Annotated in this window: 18 protein-coding genes; all 18 read left to right on the top strand. The window is 63.7% G+C overall.

The annotated features are described in order from the left end of the window. Positions 1-10: 10 nt before the first annotated feature. The 18 genes from ACFFP0_RS07575 (at position 11) to ACFFP0_RS07490 (ending at position 20,999) form a co-directional block, all read left to right on the top strand. Positions 11-1,327 (top strand): LLM class flavin-dependent oxidoreductase, encoded by a 1,317-nt coding sequence (locus tag ACFFP0_RS07575; RefSeq protein WP_377258386.1) that lies wholly within the window; start codon positions 11-13, stop codon positions 1,325-1,327. Positions 1,328-1,350: 23 nt separating this feature from the next. Beyond that, a complete protein-coding gene (locus ACFFP0_RS07570) occupies positions 1,351-2,703 on the top strand; it encodes an LLM class flavin-dependent oxidoreductase (protein WP_377258384.1) in 1,353 nt (450 codons plus the stop codon). Next, complete coding sequence (locus ACFFP0_RS07565) at positions 2,700-3,641, top strand: sulfurtransferase (RefSeq protein ID WP_377258382.1); 942 nt, start codon at positions 2,700-2,702, stop codon at positions 3,639-3,641. The genes ACFFP0_RS07570 and ACFFP0_RS07565 overlap by 4 nt, the downstream gene beginning before the upstream one ends. After that, positions 3,638-3,964 (top strand): NIPSNAP family protein, encoded by a 327-nt coding sequence (locus tag ACFFP0_RS07560; protein WP_377258379.1) that lies wholly within the window; start codon positions 3,638-3,640, stop codon positions 3,962-3,964. Before ACFFP0_RS07565 ends, ACFFP0_RS07560 begins: the two co-directional genes overlap by 4 nt. 36 nt (positions 3,965-4,000) lie before the next feature. Beyond that, a complete protein-coding gene (locus ACFFP0_RS07555) occupies positions 4,001-5,095 on the top strand; it encodes an ABC transporter ATP-binding protein (RefSeq protein WP_377258376.1) in 1,095 nt (364 codons plus the stop codon). A 23-nt stretch (positions 5,096-5,118) separates the two neighbouring features. Continuing rightward, positions 5,119-6,441, top strand: a complete 1,323-nt coding sequence (locus ACFFP0_RS07550; protein WP_377258373.1) for an LLM class flavin-dependent oxidoreductase — start codon at positions 5,119-5,121, stop codon at positions 6,439-6,441. A 246-nt stretch (positions 6,442-6,687) separates the two neighbouring features. Next, complete coding sequence (locus ACFFP0_RS07545; protein WP_377258370.1) at positions 6,688-7,587, top strand: LysR substrate-binding domain-containing protein; 900 nt, start codon at positions 6,688-6,690, stop codon at positions 7,585-7,587. Between the two features lie 417 nt (positions 7,588-8,004). Next, on the top strand, positions 8,005-8,361 hold the full coding sequence (locus tag ACFFP0_RS07540) for a rhodanese-like domain-containing protein (protein WP_377258367.1): 357 nt from the start codon (positions 8,005-8,007) through the stop codon (positions 8,359-8,361). Between the two features lie 81 nt (positions 8,362-8,442). Further along, the gene (locus tag ACFFP0_RS07535) at positions 8,443-9,771 is read left to right on the top strand and encodes an LLM class flavin-dependent oxidoreductase (RefSeq protein WP_377258363.1); all 1,329 of its coding nucleotides are present in this window, start codon (positions 8,443-8,445) and stop codon (positions 9,769-9,771) included. Next, the gene (locus ACFFP0_RS07530; RefSeq protein ID WP_377258360.1) at positions 9,768-11,222 is read left to right on the top strand and encodes an NAD(P)-binding domain-containing protein; all 1,455 of its coding nucleotides are present in this window, start codon (positions 9,768-9,770) and stop codon (positions 11,220-11,222) included. Before ACFFP0_RS07535 ends, ACFFP0_RS07530 begins: the two co-directional genes overlap by 4 nt. Beyond that, the gene (locus tag ACFFP0_RS07525; RefSeq protein ID WP_377258357.1) at positions 11,219-12,820 is read left to right on the top strand and encodes an ABC transporter substrate-binding protein; all 1,602 of its coding nucleotides are present in this window, start codon (positions 11,219-11,221) and stop codon (positions 12,818-12,820) included. The genes ACFFP0_RS07530 and ACFFP0_RS07525 overlap by 4 nt, the downstream gene beginning before the upstream one ends. Before the next feature lie 144 nt (positions 12,821-12,964). Continuing rightward, positions 12,965-14,605 (top strand): ABC transporter substrate-binding protein, encoded by a 1,641-nt coding sequence (locus ACFFP0_RS07520; protein WP_377258355.1) that lies wholly within the window; start codon positions 12,965-12,967, stop codon positions 14,603-14,605. 3 nt (positions 14,606-14,608) lie between these two features. Continuing rightward, the gene (locus ACFFP0_RS07515) at positions 14,609-15,553 is read left to right on the top strand and encodes an ABC transporter permease (RefSeq protein WP_377258352.1); all 945 of its coding nucleotides are present in this window, start codon (positions 14,609-14,611) and stop codon (positions 15,551-15,553) included. Further along, positions 15,550-16,440, top strand: a complete 891-nt coding sequence (locus ACFFP0_RS07510) for an ABC transporter permease (protein ID WP_377258349.1) — start codon at positions 15,550-15,552, stop codon at positions 16,438-16,440. The genes ACFFP0_RS07515 and ACFFP0_RS07510 overlap by 4 nt, the downstream gene beginning before the upstream one ends. Continuing rightward, positions 16,437-18,077, top strand: a complete 1,641-nt coding sequence (locus ACFFP0_RS07505; RefSeq protein ID WP_377258346.1) for a dipeptide ABC transporter ATP-binding protein — start codon at positions 16,437-16,439, stop codon at positions 18,075-18,077. The genes ACFFP0_RS07510 and ACFFP0_RS07505 overlap by 4 nt, the downstream gene beginning before the upstream one ends. After that, positions 18,074-19,240 carry an acyl-CoA dehydrogenase family protein gene (locus ACFFP0_RS07500; RefSeq protein WP_377258343.1) on the top strand — a complete coding sequence of 389 codons (1,167 nt, stop codon included), beginning with the start codon at positions 18,074-18,076 and terminating at the stop codon, positions 19,238-19,240. The genes ACFFP0_RS07505 and ACFFP0_RS07500 overlap by 4 nt, the downstream gene beginning before the upstream one ends. Positions 19,241-19,264: 24 nt before the next feature. Then, a complete protein-coding gene (locus ACFFP0_RS07495) occupies positions 19,265-20,584 on the top strand; it encodes an NtaA/DmoA family FMN-dependent monooxygenase (RefSeq protein WP_377258340.1) in 1,320 nt (439 codons plus the stop codon). Next, complete coding sequence (locus ACFFP0_RS07490; RefSeq protein WP_377258337.1) at positions 20,574-20,999, top strand: rhodanese-like domain-containing protein; 426 nt, start codon at positions 20,574-20,576, stop codon at positions 20,997-20,999. Before ACFFP0_RS07495 ends, ACFFP0_RS07490 begins: the two co-directional genes overlap by 11 nt. The last annotated feature ends 11 nt before the right edge of the window (positions 21,000-21,010 follow it).

The raw sequence follows: 21,010 nt of genomic DNA, 5'->3' as shown, positions 1-21,010 counted from the left end.
GACGGAGATCATGTCGAAACTGCATCTGGGCCTCTTCATCAATCCGACAGGACAGCATATGGCGGGCTGGCGCCATCCCGAAGTGCCCTCGGATTTTCCGGTGAACTTTCAAGCCTATCTCGAAATGGCCCGGCAGGCCGAGGCGGAGAGCTTCGACTTCGTATTCCTTGCTGATGGCGAAGCGGTGAAGGCGGGGCGCTGGACGCCGGAGTCGCTGTCGCGCACTGCCAGCCGTTTCGTGGCGCAGTTCGAGCCCTTCACGCTGCTGTCGGCACTGGCCGTCACGACGCGATCCATCGGCCTCGTTTCCACCGCATCGGCCACGCTTGGAGAGCCTTACCGCATAGCGCGCCAACTCGCATCGCTCGACCTTCTCAGCAAAGGTCGGGCGGGCTGGAACGTGGTCACATCCTATGAGGCCGACGTACGCGCCAATTTCGCGCATCTTCCGCCCATCGACATCGCCGACCGCTATCGCCGCTCCGCCGAAATGGTCGAGGTGGTGAAGGGGCTATGGAACAGCTGGGAGAAGGATGCCTTCATCCGCGACAAGGAAAGCGGCCGCTATTACGATCCGGCCAGGCTGCACGCGCTGAACCACAAGGGGGAATTCTTCGAGGTGCGAGGGCCGCTGAACGTGCCGCCCTCCGAGCAGGGCCGGCCGGGAATTTTTGTCGCCGGCTCCTCGCCGGAAGGACAGGAAATCGCCGCCGCCCATGCCGAGGGCATGTTCACCGCGCTGTCCGACCTGTCCTCCGCCCGGAAATTCTATACCGAGGTGAAGGGTCGGATGGCCGCCCATGGCCGCGCCCCGGACGAACTGCGGATCATGCCCGGCCTCGTCCCATTCGTCGGCGAAACCCGGGCCGAAGCCGAAGCACGGCAGAAACAGCTCGACGAGCTGGTCCATCCGGCCGTGGCCCTGCAGCATTTCTCCTTCGTGCTCGGTGGCGCGGACCTGTCGAAATTCGATCTCGACAAGCCGTTGCCGGCGGATTTCATCGCCGAACAGAGCGAGAAAAGCACCCGCCAGCGGCAGGTGCTCCAGATCGCCCTGCACGCTGGACATACGCTGCGGCAGATGTGCGTGCTCTCCACCCGCGCCAAGGGCCATGTCACGGCGCTCGGCACGGGAGCCGACGTTGCCGATCTGATGCAGGAATGGTTCGAGGCCAAAGGTTGCGACGGCTTTACGCTGATGCCTGCCACCACGCCACCTGCCTTCGACGATTTCGCCCGTTTCGTCATGCCCGAGCTGCGTCGGCGCAAGCTGGTGCCCGAGGCCTACGGCACCAGCCCCACCCTGCGCGGCAACCTTGCCCGTTGAACAACCGGAAAGATATGAAAGCAATGCGCAGCACACCCACACCCCGCATGATGAGCCTCGGGCTCTCAATGCGCGGCACCGGCTACCATTCCGCGGGATGGCGAGATCCCTCCACGCCCGACAATGCCGAACTCGATCCCGGGCATTTCGCCCGTGTCGCTCGAATTGCCGAGGCCGCGAAGTTCGACATGGTATTCCTGGCCGATGCGCTGGGAATGCGCGACCTGGATCTCGACCGGGAGGCCCTGGCCCGGACCGCCCGCGTCTCGCGATTCGAGCCGATCACATTGCTTTCCTATCTGGCGGGGCAGACCTCTCACATCGGTCTCGTCGGCACGGCCTCCACCAGCTACAACGAGCCCTTTCATATCGCGCGGAAATTCGCTTCCCTGGATCACCTTTCGGGTGGGCGGGCCGGCTGGAACGTGGTCACGTCGCTGTCGGACGACGAAGCGCGCAATTTCGGCCGCGAGACCCATTTCAGCTATGCCGATCGCTACGAGCGGGCGCGGGAATTCGTGCATGTGACTTTTGGCCTCTGGCAGGGATGGGAGGAGCACGCCTTCATCCGCGACAAGCAGAGCGGCATCTTCTTCGACCCGGACAAGCTGCATCTCCTGAACCACAAGGGCAAGCATTTCTCCGTGCAGGGGCCTCTGAACATCGACCGGCCCATCCAGGGTTATCCGCTCATCTCGCAGGCCGGCCAGTCGGAGGACGGGCAGGAACTGGCGGCGGAGACGGCCGATATCGTCTTCTCGATCCAGAACTCCATCGAGGGAGCGAAGTCCTATTACGATTCCGTCAAGGGCCGGCTGGCCAAATACGGACGCGAACCGGACGAGCTGAGAGTCCTGCCCGGCCTCCAGCCCATCGTCGGCAGGACGGAAGACGAGGCACGGGCGAAATTCGATGCGCTCCAAGCCCTGGTGGATGAGGGCGTCGGCATGGCGCATCTGACCTCTCTTTTCGGCGACCTTTCCGCCTATCCGATCGACGGGCCGCTGCCGGATATGGAACCGAAGCGCAGCGGCGCGGCCGCGACGGTGATCAGGCTCGCACGCGACATCGCGCGCGGCGGAGACCTGACGATCCGGCAGCTCTATCAGGCGCTTGCGCCGGGACGCGGCCACAAGGTGCTGATCGGCTCGCCCATCCGGATCGCCGACACGATGGAGGAATGGTTCCGCGCGGGCGCGGCGGACGGGTTCAACATCACGCCGGCCACGCTGCCGCGCGGGATCGAGGATTTCGCCGAACTGGTGGTCCCGGAACTGCAGCGGCGCGGGCTGTTCCGCACCGAATACACGGGACGGACCCTGCGGGAGAACATGGGCGTGCGCCGGATCGGCGGTACGCAGCAGGTGACGGCATGAGCCTGCCGCTTCTGGTCAGCGCGGACCGGCTGAAGGCGCGGCTGGATGCAGCCGGCCCGGCCATCGTCGTGCTCGACGGCACCTGGTTCCTGTCTGCGGCAAACCGGGATGCCGAGGCCGAGTTCCTTGCCGGCCACATTCCCGGCGCACAGCGGTTCGACATCGACAAGGTCGCCGACCCGATTGCTCCGCTTGCCCACGCGCTGCCGGACGCAGCGACTTTCGCGGCGGCAGCGAATGGGCTCGGCATAGGGCCGGAGACGCCGGTCGTCGTCTACGATGCGCTCGGCATGTTCTCGGCGGCGCGTGTCTGGTGGATGTTCCGCGCCTTCGGCCATACCTCCGTTTCGCTGCTGGACGGCGGCCTGCCGGCCTGGATCGCGGCAGGCCATCCGCTGGAAACCGGCGATGCCGTCGCGCGCGCTGCCGCCCGCTATCCCGCGCGCGACGTCCGCGGCATCGTGACGAAGGAAGCGATCCTCGCAGACCTTGATTGCGGAGACGCTCCGCTGCTCGTGGACATGCGCGGCACCGTGGCCTTCGCCGGCACGCCGGAGGACCGGTCGGGCCGTGTTCCCGGCAGCACCAACCTGCCCTTTACCGAACTTCTGGACGCGCAATCGCGCTTCCTTCCGCCCCGGACGCTCTCCACGCGTTTCGCAGAGGCGGGCGCGACACTCGATGCGCCGCTGCGATTTTCCTGCGGCTCGGGCGTGACCGCCTGCATCGGCGCTTTCGCCGCCGCGCTCGCCCGCGTGGGCGAGGCCGGAAGTGTCGACGCGCTTCCCTCGGATGCTTTGCCGGAGCTTGTGGACACCATTTACCCCGGCTCCTTCGCCGAATGGGGACGCAATCCCGCGCTTCCGGTCGAGCGCGGTGCCCCTGCCCGGAAGACTGAGGGACTGGCTGCCACGAACAACGGGGAAAGGCGAGGATGATCCGGGAACTTCGCCACTACGTCCGCAACGACGGGCTGGGGGAGCCGCTGCTGGTACGGTTCGGCGACCATGTGCTGCCGATCCTCGCCGATCTGGGCTTCAGGCTGTCCGGCTTATGGACCGCGGCGGACGGTTCCGGAGAGTTGTGGTATGTACTCGATTGGGCTGACGACGTGGAGATGGCCGAGGCCTGGAGACGCTTCGCCGCCGATCTGCGCTGGATTTCAGCCCGGACGCATTCCGAGGCCGATGTCGGAAAACTCACCCGATCCCTTATCTCCCGGCTTGTCACCGTCCCGGATTTCGCACGCTCCACCCTGTAGATTTCGCCTACCGCCAGGTCCACGAGGAACCAGAGAATGGTCAGCAAGCTTTCCTTGCGCAACATCGAAAAACGTTACGGCAATGTCATCGCCCTGCATCCGGTGTCACTGGAGGTCGAAGAGGGCGAGTTCCTGACGCTGCTTGGCCCCTCGGGCTCCGGCAAGACCACGATCCTGCAAATCCTCGCGGGTTTGATCGACGCGGACGGCGGCGAGATGCTGATCGGCGGCAAGCCTGCCCAGCACCTTCCGGCATGGGAACGCGACATTGGGCTGGTGTTCCAGAACTATGCGCTGTTCCCGCACATGACCATCGAGGAGAATCTCGCCTTTCCGCTGAAGATGCGCCGCCGCCCGGCAGCCGAAATCGCCCGGCGCGTGCAGGACGTGCTGGAGGTCGTGCGGCTCCCGGACATTGCATTGCGGTTCCCCTCGGAGCTTTCGGGCGGCCAGCAGCAGCGTATAGCGCTGGCGCGCTGCGCCATCTACAAACCGGCGATCATCCTGATGGACGAGCCGCTCGGCGCCCTCGACAAGCAGCTTCGCGACCACATGCAGATCGAGGTCCGCCGGCTGCACCGGGAACTCGGCGCGACGATCCTCTACGTCACCCACGACCAGGATGAGGCGATGGCGATGTCGGATCGCATCTGCCTGATGAACGGCGGCCGCATCCAGCAGCTCGGTGCCCCGGAGGATATGTATTTCTCGCCGAACTCTCTATTTTCCGCCCAGTTCTTCGGCATTTCCAACGTGCTGCCGGGTACGGTCGCGGCGATCGATGGCGACGCCGCCATCATCGACTGCGGGCAGATCGGACGCTTCCGCACCGATATCCGCAAGGAATTTCCACTGGCGACGGGCAGGACCGTGGACCTCATCGTCCGCCCCGAAAGCGGCCGGCTGTTCATCGAGGCCGAGGTGGCAAAGCAGTCCGCGGAGAATATGATGCAGGTGGAGGTGGAGGAGATCGTGCTGTCGGGCTCGGTACGGCGGCATCATCTGAGGGCGGCAGATGGCAGCGCCTTCGTCACGACGCATCTGACTTCGGGCGACAAAGGTTGGCTAAAACCGGGTGAGCCGGCCTTCGTGGCCTGGGCGGCGCGGCACTGCTTCGCCATTCCACGCTGAACTCGCGCGAGAAGGAGGACAGCATGGCGGATCGCAGGCGGATGTCTCTCGGAGCATCGATCCGGGGGCTCGGCTATCACACATCGGCCTGGCGGCATCCCAACGTTTTGCCGGGGGCTTCGGAATCGTTGTCGCATTTCACCGAGGCCGCCCGCATCGCCGCGGCCGCGAAGTTCGACATGGTGTTCTTCGCGGACGGGCTGGCGGTACGCGGCAACGACAGACCGGCGGGAGCCCTCTCCCATTCGCACGAGAATGTCGAACTGGAGCCGACCACCCTGCTTGCGGCACTGGCAGTGCAGACCCGGCATATCGGCCTCGTGGCCACCGCGTCCACCAGCTACAACGAGCCTTATCACGTTGCCCGGACTTATGCGTCCATCGACCATATCTCCGGCGGCCGCGCGGGCTGGAATGCCGTCACCTCATGGTCCGAGCAGGAGGCGCTGAATTTCAGCCGGGAGGCGCATTACGACCGGGAAACCCGCTACGAGCGTGCGGACGAGTTCATCGAAGTGGTCCGCAAGCTCTGGGCAAGCTGGGAGCCGGATGCCTTCATGCACGACCGGAAGACAGGACGGTTCTACGATCCGGAAAAACTGCATGCCGCGGATCACCGGGGCCACTTCTTCCGCGTGCGGGGACCGCTGACCTCCTCGCACACACCGCAGGGACAGCCGGTGATCTTCCAGGCCGGGGATTCCGAGCGAGGCATCGCCCTCGCCGCCCGTCATGCCGAGGCCGTCTACACGATTCCGCAGACGCTGGAGGATTGCATCCGCCACCGGAAGGCAATGGACACCGCTGCAGCGCGTTTCGGCCGCGCACCGGGATCGGTGAGGATATTGCCGGGCGTGCAGATCGTCACCGGGCGCACCGAGGCCGAGGTGGCCGAAAAGCTGATGCTCTATGACGAGATCGCCGATCCGGTGATCGCGATGGCACGGGCCTGGTCGGAATACGGCGACCTGAGCGGCTACGATCTGGACGCGCCGGTGCCTGCCGATCTGCAGAGCAGCGACCGGGTCAGCGCGATGCGGCATCTCGGCGAACGCGCCAAGGCCGAAGGCTGGCAGTTGCGCCGGCTGCTACGGGAATACGGGGCGGGCAGCCTGCGCGTTCTGGCCGGCACGCCCGACAAGATTGCCGCCGAGATGCAGGAATGGTTCGGGAGCGGCGCTTGCGACGGCTTCAACATCCTGCCGCAACACCTGCCGGGCGGGCTGGCCGATGTTACCGAACTCGTGGTGCCGATCCTGCAGGAACGCGGCCTGTTCCGCCGCGAATATGAGGGCGGGACACTGCGCGAACATCTCGGATTGCCCGCGGCAGCGGCAGTCGGGTGAGGATACCCGAGGCAAGGGCATAGAAGCACGGACAGTTTCAGTCAACGAAACGATGGCCCACCGCCCGAGGCCGAGATTCCTCCTGAACATCCCGCCTTGGCTGCCAGGTTACCATCCGCAAGGCATCAAGAAGGACTGCGAGTATGTCGGCCCACATGGTCGTGTCTCCTTCATGACCAATGAACCCGGCTTGCGCGATCCGTTCAAACGAGCTTATCGTCTCCTTCACATGACTTGAGGTTATCCATGAAGCGTGGACGCTTGCCACTGACGGCGTTGCGGAGTTTTGAGGCGGCCGGTCGCCTGCAGAGCTTTACGCTTGCGGCTGAAGAGCTATTCATTTCACAGGCCGCGATCAGTCGGCAGGTCCGCGAACTGGAAGCCAGATTGGGACTGGCGCTCTTCGAGCGCCGCCATCGCAGTGTCCATCTGACAACCGCCGGCGAAAGCCTTCTTCGTGTCCTCACCCAGGCATTCGATGACGTGGGAGCTTGCCTGGATCAGCTCCAAGCCAGCAAACAACCATCATTTGAGACGGTGATCGTGAGCTCCGAGCCTTCCTTTGCCGCTGGCTGGCTCGCGCAGCGCCTGTCGAATTTTCGACAGGCGCAGCCTCACGTCGATCTCGTCCTGGAGGCCGATTCGCGTCTTGTAGAGTTCCGGGCCGGCAACGCGACTATCGCAATTCGCCACAGCGCCGCCAGCAGTCAGTGGCTCAGAGTGGAGAGCCGGCATTTGGCCGATGTGACAATGGTTGCTGTTGTCGCACCTGCGCTCATTCAACGGGGCACACCATTAAAGACACCATCCGACCTCCTGCGATACCCGCTTCTTCATGAGGAAAACCGCGATCTGTGGCAGCGCTGGTTTGAAGCCGCAGGTGTGGAGGCCGACATACGGCGCGGCACCGTTTATTCGGATGGCGGGTTTGTCCTCCAGGCGGTTCTGCGCGGTGAAGGAGCAGGCCTGATGGATGAAATTTTCATCCGCGACGAACTGAAAACGAGGCGTCTCATCCAACCCTTCGAGACGTTGATCTCTCATGGCGCATATTGGCTCGTCGCCCGGAAATTCGCCGGCCTTTCGGAAGGTGCCGTTTCATTTGCCGATTGGCTGGGAGCCGAGCTTACGGGTGCGGGTTCCTGATCTGCTTGCCCGAATAAAACCGCCTGCGGGCGGATGGAAATTCGTATGGCCTGCTGCTCCAGATAGATCAGCCTCCCACCGCTCTTTGGCTCAGCCGCGGCGATGTGGCTGGCACGCGGCCTGAAGATAGTGCGCAAGACACTGCACTTTTTTCGTACCGATAGAGGCAGATTTCGTTGGGAAACTACCGCTCGGAAAAAATCACCGGCTGCAGGACCTCCAACGTGGCTGAATGTCCGCTGCAGGCGCCGCTCCTTCGGAAAATTATAAATAAAATCATATAGTTATATTAAAAACAGCCAACGCTTGCGCGCGTCGGGCGTGCTTGATGATGATAGAGATTAAATAAGCCGTTTCGAGAGTTCGTATTGACGACGAAATAATTCCATACTATTCCCATAGGAAAAGGAGATAAACATGGTTGAATCAGTAGAAAGCACCCGGCTTAAAGCCGAAGCCGCCGTCGAAGCGATACACGAGGGAGCACTTCTCATTGACGTTCGGTCTGAAGCGGGCCGCAGCCGGGACGGTGAATTGCAGGGTGCCATTGTCATTGCAAAACCCGATGTGCTCCATGTTCTGTCGGAGCGTATCCGCAGGGTGAGCGACGAGCAGAAAATCGTCATCTTCTGCGGTAGCGTGAAAGGATCGGGCCCCGTCGTCGATACACTGACGCAAGCGGGTTTCGTCGGCGTCTATGATGTCGATGGCGGTTTTTCAGCGCTTCGCGATCAAGGTCTGTCCCTGATACCGCGGGCGGCCCCGGCAGCCTGACCTCCTTCATCTTCGACTTTTGACCGGGCGCCTCCGCAAGCGGGCGCGCCATCCCTTGAACGCGTCCACAAGGAAGACCCCATGTCGAGAAACAGGCAGCTGCATATTGCCGCCTTCGTTTGGGCGGGTGCGACATCCCAATCCTGGCGTCACCCGTCTATCCGCTCCGATTGCGGTTTCGATATCGACTATTACATCCGCTACGGTCAGGTCGCCGAGGAAGGGCTGATCGACGCTCTGTTCCTGGCGGACGGCGCCACCTTCCCTGCCGGTCCCGACGAGGTCGTGCAGCGGCTGTCGAGCGTTTCGCTTTTCGAACCTGCGACGCTGATGACGGCGATTGCCGCCCACACCAGCCATGTCGGGCTCATCTATACGGCGAGTTCCAGCGACAACGAACCTTCGGCGCTCGCGCGGCAGGTTGCCTCGCTGGATCACATCAGCAAGGGCCGGGCCGGCTGGAACCTCGTCACGAGTTATGGCCCCGGCTCTCACCATCTCGGCCTGCCGCCCGATGAGCGCGCCACGCGGTACGATCGCGCGGAAGAGTTCTATGAAGTCGTGACAGGCCTTTGGGACAGCTTTGAAGACGATGCCTTCATCTACGACAAGGAGAGAGGCATCTATTTCGATACGAAGAAGCTGCACAGGCTGAACCACTCGGGCAAATATTACACGACGCCCGGCCCGCTGAAGGTCGCCCGCCCGATCCAGGGTTACCCGGTGATCGCGCAGGCCGGCGCTTCGGAGGCAGGGCGTAATCTCGGCGCGCGGACGGCAGACGTAATCTTCTGCAACAATCTTTCGATCGAGGACGCCAAGGCCTTCTACAAGGATATCAAGGCGCGTGCCCGGTCGTTCGGACGCGATCCCGACGACGTCAAGATCCTCACCGGCTGCGGGGTTGTCTGGGGCGAAACCGACGAGATCGCCAATGCGAGGCTGGACGAGATCAGCGCCCTCTTCCCTGTCGAGGTCGCAGTCGCGAACCTGCAACTCGGCCTCGACAAACACGATCCGGACCAGCCGTTTCCGCGCGATCTGCCGCCGGCCGCCTTTTCTCTCGGCCATCAGAACGCCATTACGGCTTTTGCGATCCGCAACAACCTGACGATCCGCCAGACGGCACTGCGCCTCGCTGCCGCCAACAAACACCGCTCGATCGCCGGGACGGCTCGGTCCATCGCCGACAATTTCCAGGAATGGCTCGAAGCGGACGCCTGCGACGGCATCGTATTGATGTCACCGTATCTCATCGAGGGATTAAGCGATTTCGTTCGCCATGTCGTGCCCGAACTGCAGCGCCGCGGCATCTACCGCCAGGCCTATGAGGGTCGCACGCTGCGTGAGAACCTCGGCCTGAAACGGCCCGAAAACCGGCATGTGCACAGGCAGGAGGCCGCCCGATGACAGCAACGGAACGCCGATCGGCGCTCGTCCAAGATGCACGTCGGGCCATCGCGCGCGTATCGCGCCCGCTGGAAAACTGGGTGCCGGAAGGCGGCGCGGATCACGATGTCGTCGTCATAGGTGGCGGGCAGAGCGGGCTTTCCATCGGCTTTGCCCTGAAGCGCGCCGGCATCAACCGCTTCGCCATCTTCGATCAGGCGCCGGAAGGCTGGACCAACTGGAACAGCACGGCGCGGATGAACACGCTGAGGACGCCGAAGACTATCACCGGCCTGGAGCAGGGCATTCCCGAACTGACGTTCGAGGCCTTCTACGACGGTCTTCATGGCGAGGGCAGCTTCGCAAAGCTCGGCAAGATCCCGACCCGCGACTGGTCGACCTATGTCGACTGGTTCCGCGAGGTCGTCGAGGTTCCCGTGACCTGGGCAACGCGCCTTGTCGACGTCGCGTCTTCCGACGGTTTTCTGTCGCTTACTTTTAGCAATGCGCGCAGCACCTTCGGCGTCACCACCCGCAAGCTGGTCCTGGCGACCGGCATGGGCGGGCTCGGCCGCGCCGTCGTGCCGGAAACGATCGCCTCCCTGCCCCGCAGCTTGTGGTCGCACACCCATGACGACATCAATTTCGCCGCACTCGCCGGCAAGCGCATCGGCGTGCTGGGGGCCGCCTCGTCCGCCTTCGACAATGCCGCGACGGCGCTCGAACAGGGTGCGGCAAGTGCCGACCTGTTCTGCCGCCATCCGCAGCTCGCGATACAGCGCGTCGATTCAAAGCTGACGCTGATCACCGAGCTGCACGTCACCCGCCACTTCATCGACCTGCCGGAAGAGCTCCGCTGGCGGCTCATCGCGCGTGGCCGGGTGCGCGGCGTCGTGCCCGAGGAAAGCATAACGCGCGCCGAAGCACAGGCCGGATTCCGCCTGCATCTCGGCCATGGGTGGGATCGGGTCACGACCGACGGCAACGTCGTGCATGTCCAAACCGGCGGCGGGACCTTTACCTTCGACCATCTCATTGCAGCGACCGGCTATGACGTGGATATCCATGCCCGCCCCGAACTTGCACGCCTCGCGCCGCACGCGGCGCTGTGGCGCGACCGCTATGTGCCGCCATCCGGCGAGGAGGATGCCGGCAAGGCCGCCTATCCCTATCTCGGCCCGCATTTCGAATTCCTGGAACGCATTCCCGGCGCGGCACCGTGGCTGGGACAGGTTCATCTCTTCGGCTATGCCGCAATCCTCAACCACGGCTTCCATGTCGGTGATATTTCCAGCATGGGCAGTTGTGTGCCGCGCCTTGTCGACGGCATCGCCCGCGAATTCTTCCTCGCCGATACGGGCCACCATCTTTCCTCCTTCGTGGATCGCCGTGAAACCGTGCCCATCGACCTGCCGACGGACGAACCCTCTTCCGCCACTTCCATCGCCCCAAAAGAGAGACGACACGCATGACCAGATTGTCCCGTCGCGACTTCACCAAGGCCTTCGGGCTGACGATCCTTGCCGGCAGCGTTTTCGATCCGGCCGTGCTGCGTGCCGAAGAGGCGCAGCGCGGCGGCACGCTGCGGATCGCCGTCCAGACCGAACCTGTCAGCCTCACCGACCTGCAGCAGAACAGCGCTACGTCCGGCGTCGGTGCCCGCGTTCATGAAGGCCTGATCCATGTCGACTACGAGCTCAAGCCGTATCCCTATCTCGCGACCGAATGGACGATCAGCGAGGACGGCCTCACCTATGCATTCAAACTGCGGCAGGGCGTGAAATGGCATGACGGCCATCCCTTCACCTCGGCCGACGTCGCCTATTCCATCCGCACGCTGAAAGAAATCCATCCGCGGCGGCGCATCACCTTCGCGAACATCACGGCTATCGAGACACCGGACGACCATACGGTCATCCTGAAACTGTCCCAGCCGGCGCCATACCTCCTCGGCGCGCTGACCTCGCAGGGCACCCCGATCATCGCCAGGCATCTTTATGACGGCACCGATCCGACCACCAATCCGCACAATGTGGCTCCGGTCGGCACCGGCCCTTACATCTTCAAGGAATGGGTGCGCGGCAGCCACTACCTGCTGGAGCGCAATCCGGACTATTGGGATCAACCCAAGCCCTATCTGGACGCGATTGTCGTCCGGTTTATTCCGGACGTTTCCGCCCGTACGGCGGCTCTGGAGTCCGGCGAAGTGGATCTCGGTGGACAGACGCCCATCTCCTTCTTCGACATTCCGCGCTTCAAGAACAATCCGAAATTCAAGATCGATACCCGCGGCGCGGAACTCACCGGCAACCTGAACCAGGTCTTCTTCAATCTGGAAAACCCCTATCTCAAGGATCTGCGCGTCCGCCGGGCCATCGCGCATGCCATCAACCTCGAACAGTATATCGAGGTCGTCTGGCTTGGTTATGCCGCGCCGGCGCCGACGGCCATCGTGCCGGGCATGGTGCATTTCCATGACAGCTCGCTGAAACCTTATGCCTTCGACCCCGCCCGGTCAGAGGCGCTGCTCGACGAAGCCGGCTTCAAGCGGCAGGCCGATGGTACGCGTTTCCGGCTGCGCATCCTGCACAACACCATCAATTCGCGCCTTCTGCCGGCTGCCGAATTCTTCCGCAGTGCGCTTGCCAAGATCGGCATCGCGCTCGACATCAACAGCTCCGACTTCGCGACCTACGTTCAGAGGATCTACAAGGAGCGGGCATTCGACCTCGATGTCCAGACGCTCGTCAACGGCTACGATCCGACCGACGGCATCCAGCGCGCCTACTGGTCGAAGAACATCAAGGAAGGCCTGCCGTGGTCGAACCAGACGCATTACGTCAATGCCGATGTCGACCGCATCTTCGAGACCGCGGCGGTCGAACCCAATCAGGAGAAACGTCGCGCGCTTTATGTCGAGCTGCAACAGATTCTCTATCGCGACCTGCCTGCTTTGAACCTCGCCGAGGTGCAGCAATTGCTGGTCCATGACGCAAAGGTGCAGAACCCGATCAACGACGCCACCGGCAACCTCGGCAACTTCGCCGAGACCTCCATTGGCCGAGTGTGAGCCTCCCAAAGCAGAAGAAATTTCCTGAAATTCAATGATCAACAGAAGAAGCCTCCCTATCAAGTTCCCAATTTCATAGTAAATTGATAGGAATAATATGCTTTTAGGGCGCGATTTTTCCGCCAATCCAGAAGGGTTCTCCGCATGTCCATGTATTCATTCCACCCGCGTAAAAGCGCCGCTCGGGCGATCAGGGTCTCCATCTGCGGCGCCCTGCTCGCCACGACCGCAGCCTTTGCAGCGACGCCCGCCGCCGCGGAACCCCGCCAAGGCGGGACCGTTACGATCGCCGTTCCTTTCTTTCCCGTCTGCCTGGACCCCTCGCTCTCGCAGGGCAGGCAGAGCGTTGCGACCTATCAGATCATCGACACGCTGACCGACCAGGACGAGGCCGGAGAAATCGTTCCCGGCATTGCGGAAAAATGGGACATTGGCGACGGCTATAAGCAGTTCACATTCCACCTGAAGAAGGGTGTGACTTTTTCGGATGGCACGCCGCTCGATGCCGAGGCAGCCGCCCTGACTTTCACCACCCTCAAGGCGATCATCGGGACGGGCCAGGCCGATCCGCTGAGCCAGAACGCTCTCGCTTCCTTTGTCGAGGCGAAGGCCCTTGACGAACATACGCTGCGGCTGACTTTCGCCCATCCAGAACTGGGCTTCCTGCGGAATGCCAGCGATCCCTATCTCGGCCTCTATGCGCGAAGCACGCTGGCCAAAAGCGTCGCCGAACGCTGCGCCGGCAACCTGGTCGGCAGCGGCCCCTTCGTGATCCAGTCGGTCGCGAAGAACCAGGAGATCGTGCTCGCGAACCGGCAGGACTACAACTGGCCGCCGGCTGTCGCGCATCATTCCGGCCGCGCCTATCTGGACAAGGTGATCTTCCGCGTTGTGCCGGAATCCGGCGTGCGCGTCGGCGGCGTCGGCTCCGGCGAGTTCGATCTCGCCGACGAACTCCTGGTGACCGACATCTCGCAAGCCGAAGCGACCGGCGGAAAGATCGTGGTCGGAGTGGTTCCGAACCTCGTTCCCGGCATTTCGCAGAATCCGTTCAGCCCGCTTGGCGGCGATCCCGCAGTGCTGGCCGCACTGCAGAAGGGCGTCGACCGCAAGGAAATCACCGATACGCTCTATGACGGTGTCTATGCCCTGCCGACCAGCATCGTCGCGAGCAACACATCGCTTTGGGTCGATTTGAGCAAGGAACTTGCCTACGATCCGGAAGGCGCCAGGAAGACCCTCGACGACGCTGGCTGGCGACTAGGCACCGATGGTATTCGCGAGAAGGACGGCGTCAAGCTTCAAGGCAAGTTCACCTTCATCGTCGGCAACAGCTTCGGCGCGACGCAGGAGGAACTTGAACTGGTGAAGCAACAGTTGGCGCGCATCGGTTTTGGCGTAACCATCATACCGGTCACCCAGGCCGAGCATGGCGCAAACCTGAAAAACAAGAAGAATGTGCCCGCTCCCTACGATTTCCTGTCGGGTTCGGGCGCGAGCAAGGACATCGACTTCCTGGCCGGGCTTTTCATGAAGAGCAATATCCGACTCGACGGCGCCGACCAGCCCGGGCTCGAGGAGCGCGCTCAGGCGCTGAAAACAGCCAGCACCCCGGAAGCACGGACCGCCGCCGCCGCCGAACTACAGCGGTTCGTGGCGATCGGCGGTTACTGGGTGCCGCTGCGCGAGCAGACCCGCATCGTGGGCGTCAACCCGGTGGTCCAGGACTACAAGCTCGACGGCTATGCCGCGCATGATTTCTACGACGTCTGGCTGTCACGATAAGCCATGGCCCGGTTTCTGATCAGAATCGGTCAGGCGGCCTTCGTGCTCTGGGCCGCCTTCACGCTGAGCTATGCGTTGCTGTTCCTGTTGCCGAGCGATGCGGTGGAGATCATGCTGAACGCCTCCGGCGACCAGCGGCAGCTCAACCCTGCCGTCTATGAAGCACTGCGTACGCAATACGGTCTCGACCTCCCGGTCTGGAAACAATATCTGCACGCTCTCGGGCGCGCACTCCAGGGGGATCTGGGACAATCGATCCCGATGGGGCGCCCCGTCGTCGGATTGATAGCGGAGGCCTTGCCCCACACGCTGCTGGTGGGCGCAGTGGCGTTCGCGATGGCACTCGTGATCGGCTTCACCATCGCCATCGCCGCCGCATTGCTGCCGCCCGGCCTCGGGCGCCGCGGTCTGCTGCTCCTGCCGCCGCTGTTGGTATCGATCCCCACCTTCTGGGGCGGGCTGCTGCTGATCCAGATATTCTCCTTTGGCCTGAGGTGGTTTCCCGCCACCGGCAACCGCGGCTTCGTTTCAGTGGTACTGCCGGCCCTGACGCTTGCGATCCCGGTCGGCGCCACGATCGCGCAGCTCGTCTCCAAGAACGTCCAGCAAGCCTGGCACGATCCTTTCGTGATGACCGTGCGCCTGAAGGGCGCGCGCAGGCCATACATCCTGTTCCGCCATGTGCTGCACTATGCGGCACTGCCGAGCTTCACCCTGCTGGCGCTGACCATCGGCAACCTGCTCGCCGGCGCCATTGTTGTCGAAACCGTCTTTTCGCGGCCGGGCATAGGCCGGCTGGCGGAAGAGGCGGTGCAATCGCAGGACATTCCGATGATCCAGGGCCTCGTCCTGCTTTCGGCAACGGTCTTCGTGACCGTCAATCTGATCGTCGAGCTGATCTATCCCCTGCTCGATCCGCGGCTCGCCCGCGAGAGGACCGGCGCATGAGCCGGATCGAACGATATGAGGCGCCGGACGAAGCGCTCGCCAGCCTGCCGGGCGATCCGGCAGCGCACGAGGAGCCGGCCCTTGCCCGAAAACCGCGTTTCCAGCCCGGATTGCTGACATCGTGGCTGTTCCTGCTGCTGATGGCCGGCTGGGCGCTGGCGCCGGGGCTTTTCGCCTTTCACGATCCGCTGGCCGGCATACCCGCCCAGAAGCTGAGGCCCCCGAGCATCGAGCACCTCTTCGGCACCGACCAGCTCGGTCGAGACCTTTATGCACGCGTCGTACACGGCGCGGCGCTGTCGCTTCAGGCAACCGCGCTCGCGGTGGCGGTGGGCCTCGCCATCGGCAGCGCCATCGGCCTGCTGGCCGGGTTCGTGCGGGGATGGGTGGATGTCCTGACGATGCGAATCCTGGACGCGATGATGGCGGTTCCGGGCCTTCTGACATCGCTCGCGGTGATCGTGGTCCTGGGTTTCGGCACGATTAACGTCGCCATTGCCGTCGGGATCAGCGCCGTCGCCACCTTTGCCCGCATCATGCGCGCCGACGTCCTGCGCGCCACGACCAGCCCGGTGATCGAGGCAGCCGTCATCATGGGCGCGGGCCGCTGGCACATGCTGGCGCGCCACGTCATACCACACTCCCTCGGCTCGGTCGTCGCGCTTGCCGCGCTGGAATTCGCCTCGGCCATCCTGGCGGTTTCCGCGCTGAGCTTTCTCGGTTTCGGCGCCGCGCCGCCGCAGCCTGAATGGGGCTCGCTGATCGCGACGGGGCGCAACTACATGGTCGTCGCGCCCTGGCTCACCGTCGCGCCGGGGCTCGTCATCATGCTCTGCATGCTCTCGGCCAACCGGATCAGCCAATCCATGGATCGGAACCTGTCGTGACCGCTGCAGACGCCTCCCCACTCCTGTCGATCCGCAGCCTGTCGGTCGGTTACCGCGGACGCCGGAACCATGCGGCGGTGATCGGCGCCGATCTCGACATCCGCCCCGGCGAAATCGTCGCTCTTGTCGGAGAATCCGGCTCGGGCAAATCGACCATTGCCCATTCCATCTTGGGTGTCCTTCCGCCCGCGGCCAGGATCACCGGCGGCGAGATCGTCTTCAACGGCCTGCCGCTGCACCGTTTGTCGGAGCACGAGTTCTCCAAGTTGAGAGGCGTGGCGCTTTCACTGGTCCCCCAGGACCCGGCGCGGGCGCTGAACCCGGTGCGGACCATCGGCGCTCAGCTCGCCGAGGCGCTGACACTGCACCGGAAAACCGATCGCGCCCGCCTGCGCGAAGAATGCCTTCGGCTACTTGCCGAAGCCGGCATAAGCGATCCCGAACAGCGGCTCGGACAATACCCGCACGAGCTTTCCGGCGGGCTGCTGCAGCGCGTGCTGATCGCCGTCGCCTTCGCCTGCCGTCCGCGGCTGATCATCGCCGACGAACCGACCAGCGCGCTCGACGTCACCGTGCAGAAGCGCATCCTCGACCATCTCGACCGCCTTGTCGCGCAGCATAACACCGCGCTGCTGCTGATCACGCACGATCTCGCCGTGGCGGGGGACCGCGCCGACCGGATCGCCGTCATGCAATCGGGCCGGATCGTCGAGCAAGGCCCGGCGAAGACCGTGTTGAAGGAACCGCGCCATCCCTATACGCGCCGGCTGCTCGCCGCAGCGCCGACGCTGGTCTCGCCGCGTCTGGTAGCATCCCGCCAGCTGCGTTCGGGACGTGCCGCGCCCCCCGTGCTGGAACTGCGCCAGCTCTCCCGCATCTATTCCTCCAGGCGCGACGGCGGCAAACGGACTGCGGTCGACAAGGTTTCGATCACGGTGCATCGCGGGCACACGGTCAGCCTTGTCGGCGAATCCGGTTCGGGCAAGACGACGACGGCGCGGATGGCGCTGCGCTTGCTGCGGCCCACTTCCGGCAGGATCATCCTCCACGGCGAGGACATCACCGATTGGAGCCAGAAGCGGTTGCGCGAAATCCGGCCTCGCTTCCAGTTCGTACAGCAGAACCCTTCGGCCTCCCTCGATTCAAAGATGAGCGTGCGGCAATTGATCGAGGAGCCGCTGGTCATCCATCGCCGCGGCGACCGCACGTCGCGGCGGGCCGAAGTGGAGCGGCTTCTGGACGATGTCGGCCTGCCGCGGAACCTCAGCGAACGCCGGCCCGCCGAATTGAGTGGCGGCCAGCGCCAACGCGTGGCGATCGCCCGGGCACTGGCGCTCAAACCCGATCTCGTCGTCCTCGACGAGCCGGTGGCATCCCTCGACGTCTCGGTTCAGGAGCAGATCCTGCGGCTTCTGGTCCGGCTCCAGCAGGAATACGACCTCGCCTATCTGTTCATCTCGCACGACCTCGCCGTGGTGCGGCAGATCTCCGACGAGATCGTCGTACTGCACAACGGCTCCGTCGTCGAAAAGGGCGATGTCGAGACGGTCTTCGCCCGTCCCACCCAACCATACACCCTTCAGCTCATAGATTCCGTCCCCGGATCGGGCGGCCGGACATCAAGGCTCATCACATGACTTCATACATCCATCTTCTTAAACGCCTGGAACAGGTTGCCCCGGACATCGCCGCCGACGCAAACGAAGGCGCCGGTCGCCATGAGGGCATCCGGCTGCTGCGCGGCACCGGCGTGCCTTCCGCCCTGATACCGACGGCCTTCGGCGGCGGCGGGCTCAAATTTTCCGAGGCTTCGGCGCTTCTCGAACGGGTTGCGGCAATCGACGGATCGCTGGGCCTGATCCTCGCCATGCATTTCATCCACGGCACGCGCTTCTTCAATCGCGAGAACATGCCAGACCCGATGGCCGCGACCGCCCGCCGGCTCGCCGCTTCGAACGGATTGATCAACTTCGTCAGCAGCGAAGGCCCGAGCGGCGCCCCCAGCCGGGGTGGCCTGCCTGCTTCAGTCGCGCGGCGTCTGGAAGACGGCGGCTGGCGTTTAAGCGGCCGGAAGAGCTACGTCACCGGCAGTTCCTATCTGGAAGCCGCCCTGGTCAGCGCCCGGATCGAGCCTGCCGAACCCGAACAAGGCCCGCGCGTGGGCGTTTTCCTGCTCCCCCTGCCCCATCCGGGCGCTTGGATCGACCAGAACTGGGAAGCTTTCGGCATGAGCGCCTCGGCAAGCCATGATCTCGTGCTGGAGGACGTCGTACTGCCGGCCGATGCTTATCTCGAAACGATCGAGAACGGTGGCCTGGACAAGAACAGTCACCTGTTCGGCATATTGTGGTCGACGATGCTCGCCTCCGTGCATTGCGGGCTTGCGACGGGCGCCCGGGCCCTGGCGCTCGACTATGCCAAGCGGCCACGGCTCGATGGCGGGGAAGGAACCTTTGCCGTGCTGCCGCGGATTCAGGACGCGGCCGCGCGGATGGAACTGGCCCTGCTGACCGCCCGGGCGGCTCTCGACCGGGCGCTGCTGATCAGTGAGGAGCGGGCGGATGCGGAAGCGTCGATGCTCGCCTCGGCAACCCGCGTGATCGTCCATAACGAGGCTTCGCGCGCGGTCGACTATGCCACGCAGATCGTCGGCGGAGCCTCGGTGCGTCTGGAGCATCCGATCCAGCGCCACTACCGCGACCTGCGCGTCGCCTATTTCAACCCGCCCAATCCGGACGTCATCCTGAACGGGCTGGCGCGCAAGATACTGGGGCTAGACAAGGAGGACGGCCGGCCCTGACGCCTGCCGAACAAGAACACGCACATGACAGCACATCCCCGCACGATCCACCTCCTCTACAACCTCAGCGGCGTCGGTCATCATGTCGCCGCATGGCGGCATCCCGACAGCCGGACCGAGCGGGCGCTCGATCTCGATTATTACGTGGAGCTGGCGCGCGAGGCCGAACGAGGCCTGTTCGACGCAGTGTTCATAGCCGACACGCCGGTCTTGCGCGCCGCGCAAGGCGAGCAACTCGCCAATACCCCGTTCGAACCGGTAACGCTGCTCTCGGCGATAGCGGCAAGGACCCGTTCCATCGGGATAATCCCGACGCTTTCCTACAGCTATAGCGAGCCCTATACCGTGGCGAGGCAGATCGCTTCTCTCGACCTTCTGAGCCGGGGCCGGGCAGGCGTCAATCTCGTTACCTCGGCGGGCGACGCCGTGGCGCGCAACTATGGTTTCGCCAGCCAGCCCGCGCATGACGCGCGTTATGCAAGGGCCCGGGAATATGCGAGCGCGCTCCTGCAGCTCTGGCAGAGCTGGGAGCCCGCTGCCGTGGTCTTCGACCGCAGCGGCGGCATACTGGTCGATCCGAAGAAGATCCATCCGGTCAATTTCGCCGGTGAACACATATCGGTTGCAGGTCCGCTGAACGTGCCGCGTTCGCCGCAGTCGCGTCCCGTGCTGCTGCAGGCCGGTGCTTCGGATGACGGAATACAGCAGGCCGGCCAGTTCGCCGACGCCGTCTATCTGCGCTCGGTCTCGCTGGCGGAGACCAGGGAGTTTTATCGGAAGATCAAGGAGGCCGCGGTCGCGGCCGGTCGTGCGCCCGACGATGTCAAGGTGCTGCCCGGTATCGTGCCCTATGTCGGCAGGACCCGCGACGAGGCGATCCGCCTGCACGACGAGATCGAAAGCCTTCACGTACAGAGCCCATACGATCTGGCGAGGCTGGGCGCGATGCTCGGCATCGATCTTTCCGATGCCAAACCGGACGATCCGGTGCCTCTCGATCGTCTTCCCGATCCGTCGAAGTTCAACGGCAGCGTCACCGGCTTCGTGCAGCTTCGCAACTATGCGATCGAGGATAAGCTCACATTGGGGCAACTGGCACATAAGCTCAGGAGCGATGCGCCATTGGGAATGAGCGCGCCGGTGGGCTCCGGAGAGGATCTCGCCGATTTCATCGAGGAATGGGTCGGCGAGGGCGCGGCGGATGGATTTGTCCTGCAGATTCCCATCGCGCCCACCGGACTGACGATGTTCGTGGACGAAGTCGTCCCGGTTCTGCAGAAACGGGGTCTATTCCGGACGGAATATGAGGGAACAACCCTCCAGGACCGGCTGGGTGTACGCTGAAATCATGGAGAAAGGACAAGAGATGTCAGAAAACCACAACCTCACTGCCGAATCTGGCAGGGAAGACCTGCAACTCATCAGCCCGCAGGAAGGCGCGACAAGAGCAGCAAACGGAGCGTTGCTGATCGATGTCCGCCGCCTGGAACGTCGTGTCGAAAATGGCGTGATCGCTGAAGCGGTGGTTGTCGACCGAACGGCGGTGCGAGAGGTGTTTGGCCCAGATTCCACACAGAGCCTTACGGGACCCCAAGGGCACGAGAAAGAGATCATCGTCTTCTGCTCGAGCGAGAATGGGTCGCGCCCTGTCGTGGAGAAACTGTCCGAATTTGGATATCGTAACGTGTTTCATATTGCAGGGGGCTTTACCGCGTGGAAAGCTGCGGGCCTGCCCGTGGAGGATTTCCCGGCTCGATGAGGTTTCCCGGC

The sequence above is a fragment of the Neorhizobium puerariae genome (genome assembly GCF_042429745.1).
GTDB classification, from domain to species: Bacteria; Pseudomonadota; Alphaproteobacteria; order Rhizobiales; family Rhizobiaceae; genus Neorhizobium; species Neorhizobium puerariae.
This window is presented reverse-complemented; position numbering and strand designations above follow the sequence as displayed.

What these genes read in the sequence shown, in the direction of transcription:
- ACFFP0_RS07575 (WP_377258386.1), top strand. Translation starts at nt 11, where the DNA reads ATGTCGAAACTGCATCTGGGCCTCTTCATCAATCCGACAGGACAGCAT.
- ACFFP0_RS07570 (WP_377258384.1), top strand. Translation starts at nt 1,351, where the DNA reads ATGCGCAGCACACCCACACCCCGCATGATGAGCCTCGGGCTCTCAATG.
- ACFFP0_RS07565 (WP_377258382.1), top strand. Translation starts at nt 2,700, where the DNA reads ATGAGCCTGCCGCTTCTGGTCAGCGCGGACCGGCTGAAGGCGCGGCTG.
- ACFFP0_RS07560 (WP_377258379.1), top strand. Translation starts at nt 3,638, where the DNA reads ATGATCCGGGAACTTCGCCACTACGTCCGCAACGACGGGCTGGGGGAG.
- ACFFP0_RS07555 (WP_377258376.1), top strand. Translation starts at nt 4,001, where the DNA reads ATGGTCAGCAAGCTTTCCTTGCGCAACATCGAAAAACGTTACGGCAAT.
- ACFFP0_RS07550 (WP_377258373.1), top strand. Translation starts at nt 5,119, where the DNA reads ATGGCGGATCGCAGGCGGATGTCTCTCGGAGCATCGATCCGGGGGCTC.
- ACFFP0_RS07545 (WP_377258370.1), top strand. Translation starts at nt 6,688, where the DNA reads ATGAAGCGTGGACGCTTGCCACTGACGGCGTTGCGGAGTTTTGAGGCG.
- ACFFP0_RS07540 (WP_377258367.1), top strand. Translation starts at nt 8,005, where the DNA reads ATGGTTGAATCAGTAGAAAGCACCCGGCTTAAAGCCGAAGCCGCCGTC.
- ACFFP0_RS07535 (WP_377258363.1), top strand. Translation starts at nt 8,443, where the DNA reads ATGTCGAGAAACAGGCAGCTGCATATTGCCGCCTTCGTTTGGGCGGGT.
- ACFFP0_RS07530 (WP_377258360.1), top strand. Translation starts at nt 9,768, where the DNA reads ATGACAGCAACGGAACGCCGATCGGCGCTCGTCCAAGATGCACGTCGG.
- ACFFP0_RS07525 (WP_377258357.1), top strand. Translation starts at nt 11,219, where the DNA reads ATGACCAGATTGTCCCGTCGCGACTTCACCAAGGCCTTCGGGCTGACG.
- ACFFP0_RS07520 (WP_377258355.1), top strand. Translation starts at nt 12,965, where the DNA reads ATGTCCATGTATTCATTCCACCCGCGTAAAAGCGCCGCTCGGGCGATC.
- ACFFP0_RS07515 (WP_377258352.1), top strand. Translation starts at nt 14,609, where the DNA reads ATGGCCCGGTTTCTGATCAGAATCGGTCAGGCGGCCTTCGTGCTCTGG.
- ACFFP0_RS07510 (WP_377258349.1), top strand. Translation starts at nt 15,550, where the DNA reads ATGAGCCGGATCGAACGATATGAGGCGCCGGACGAAGCGCTCGCCAGC.
- ACFFP0_RS07500 (WP_377258343.1), top strand. Translation starts at nt 18,074, where the DNA reads ATGACTTCATACATCCATCTTCTTAAACGCCTGGAACAGGTTGCCCCG.
- ACFFP0_RS07495 (WP_377258340.1), top strand. Translation starts at nt 19,265, where the DNA reads ATGACAGCACATCCCCGCACGATCCACCTCCTCTACAACCTCAGCGGC.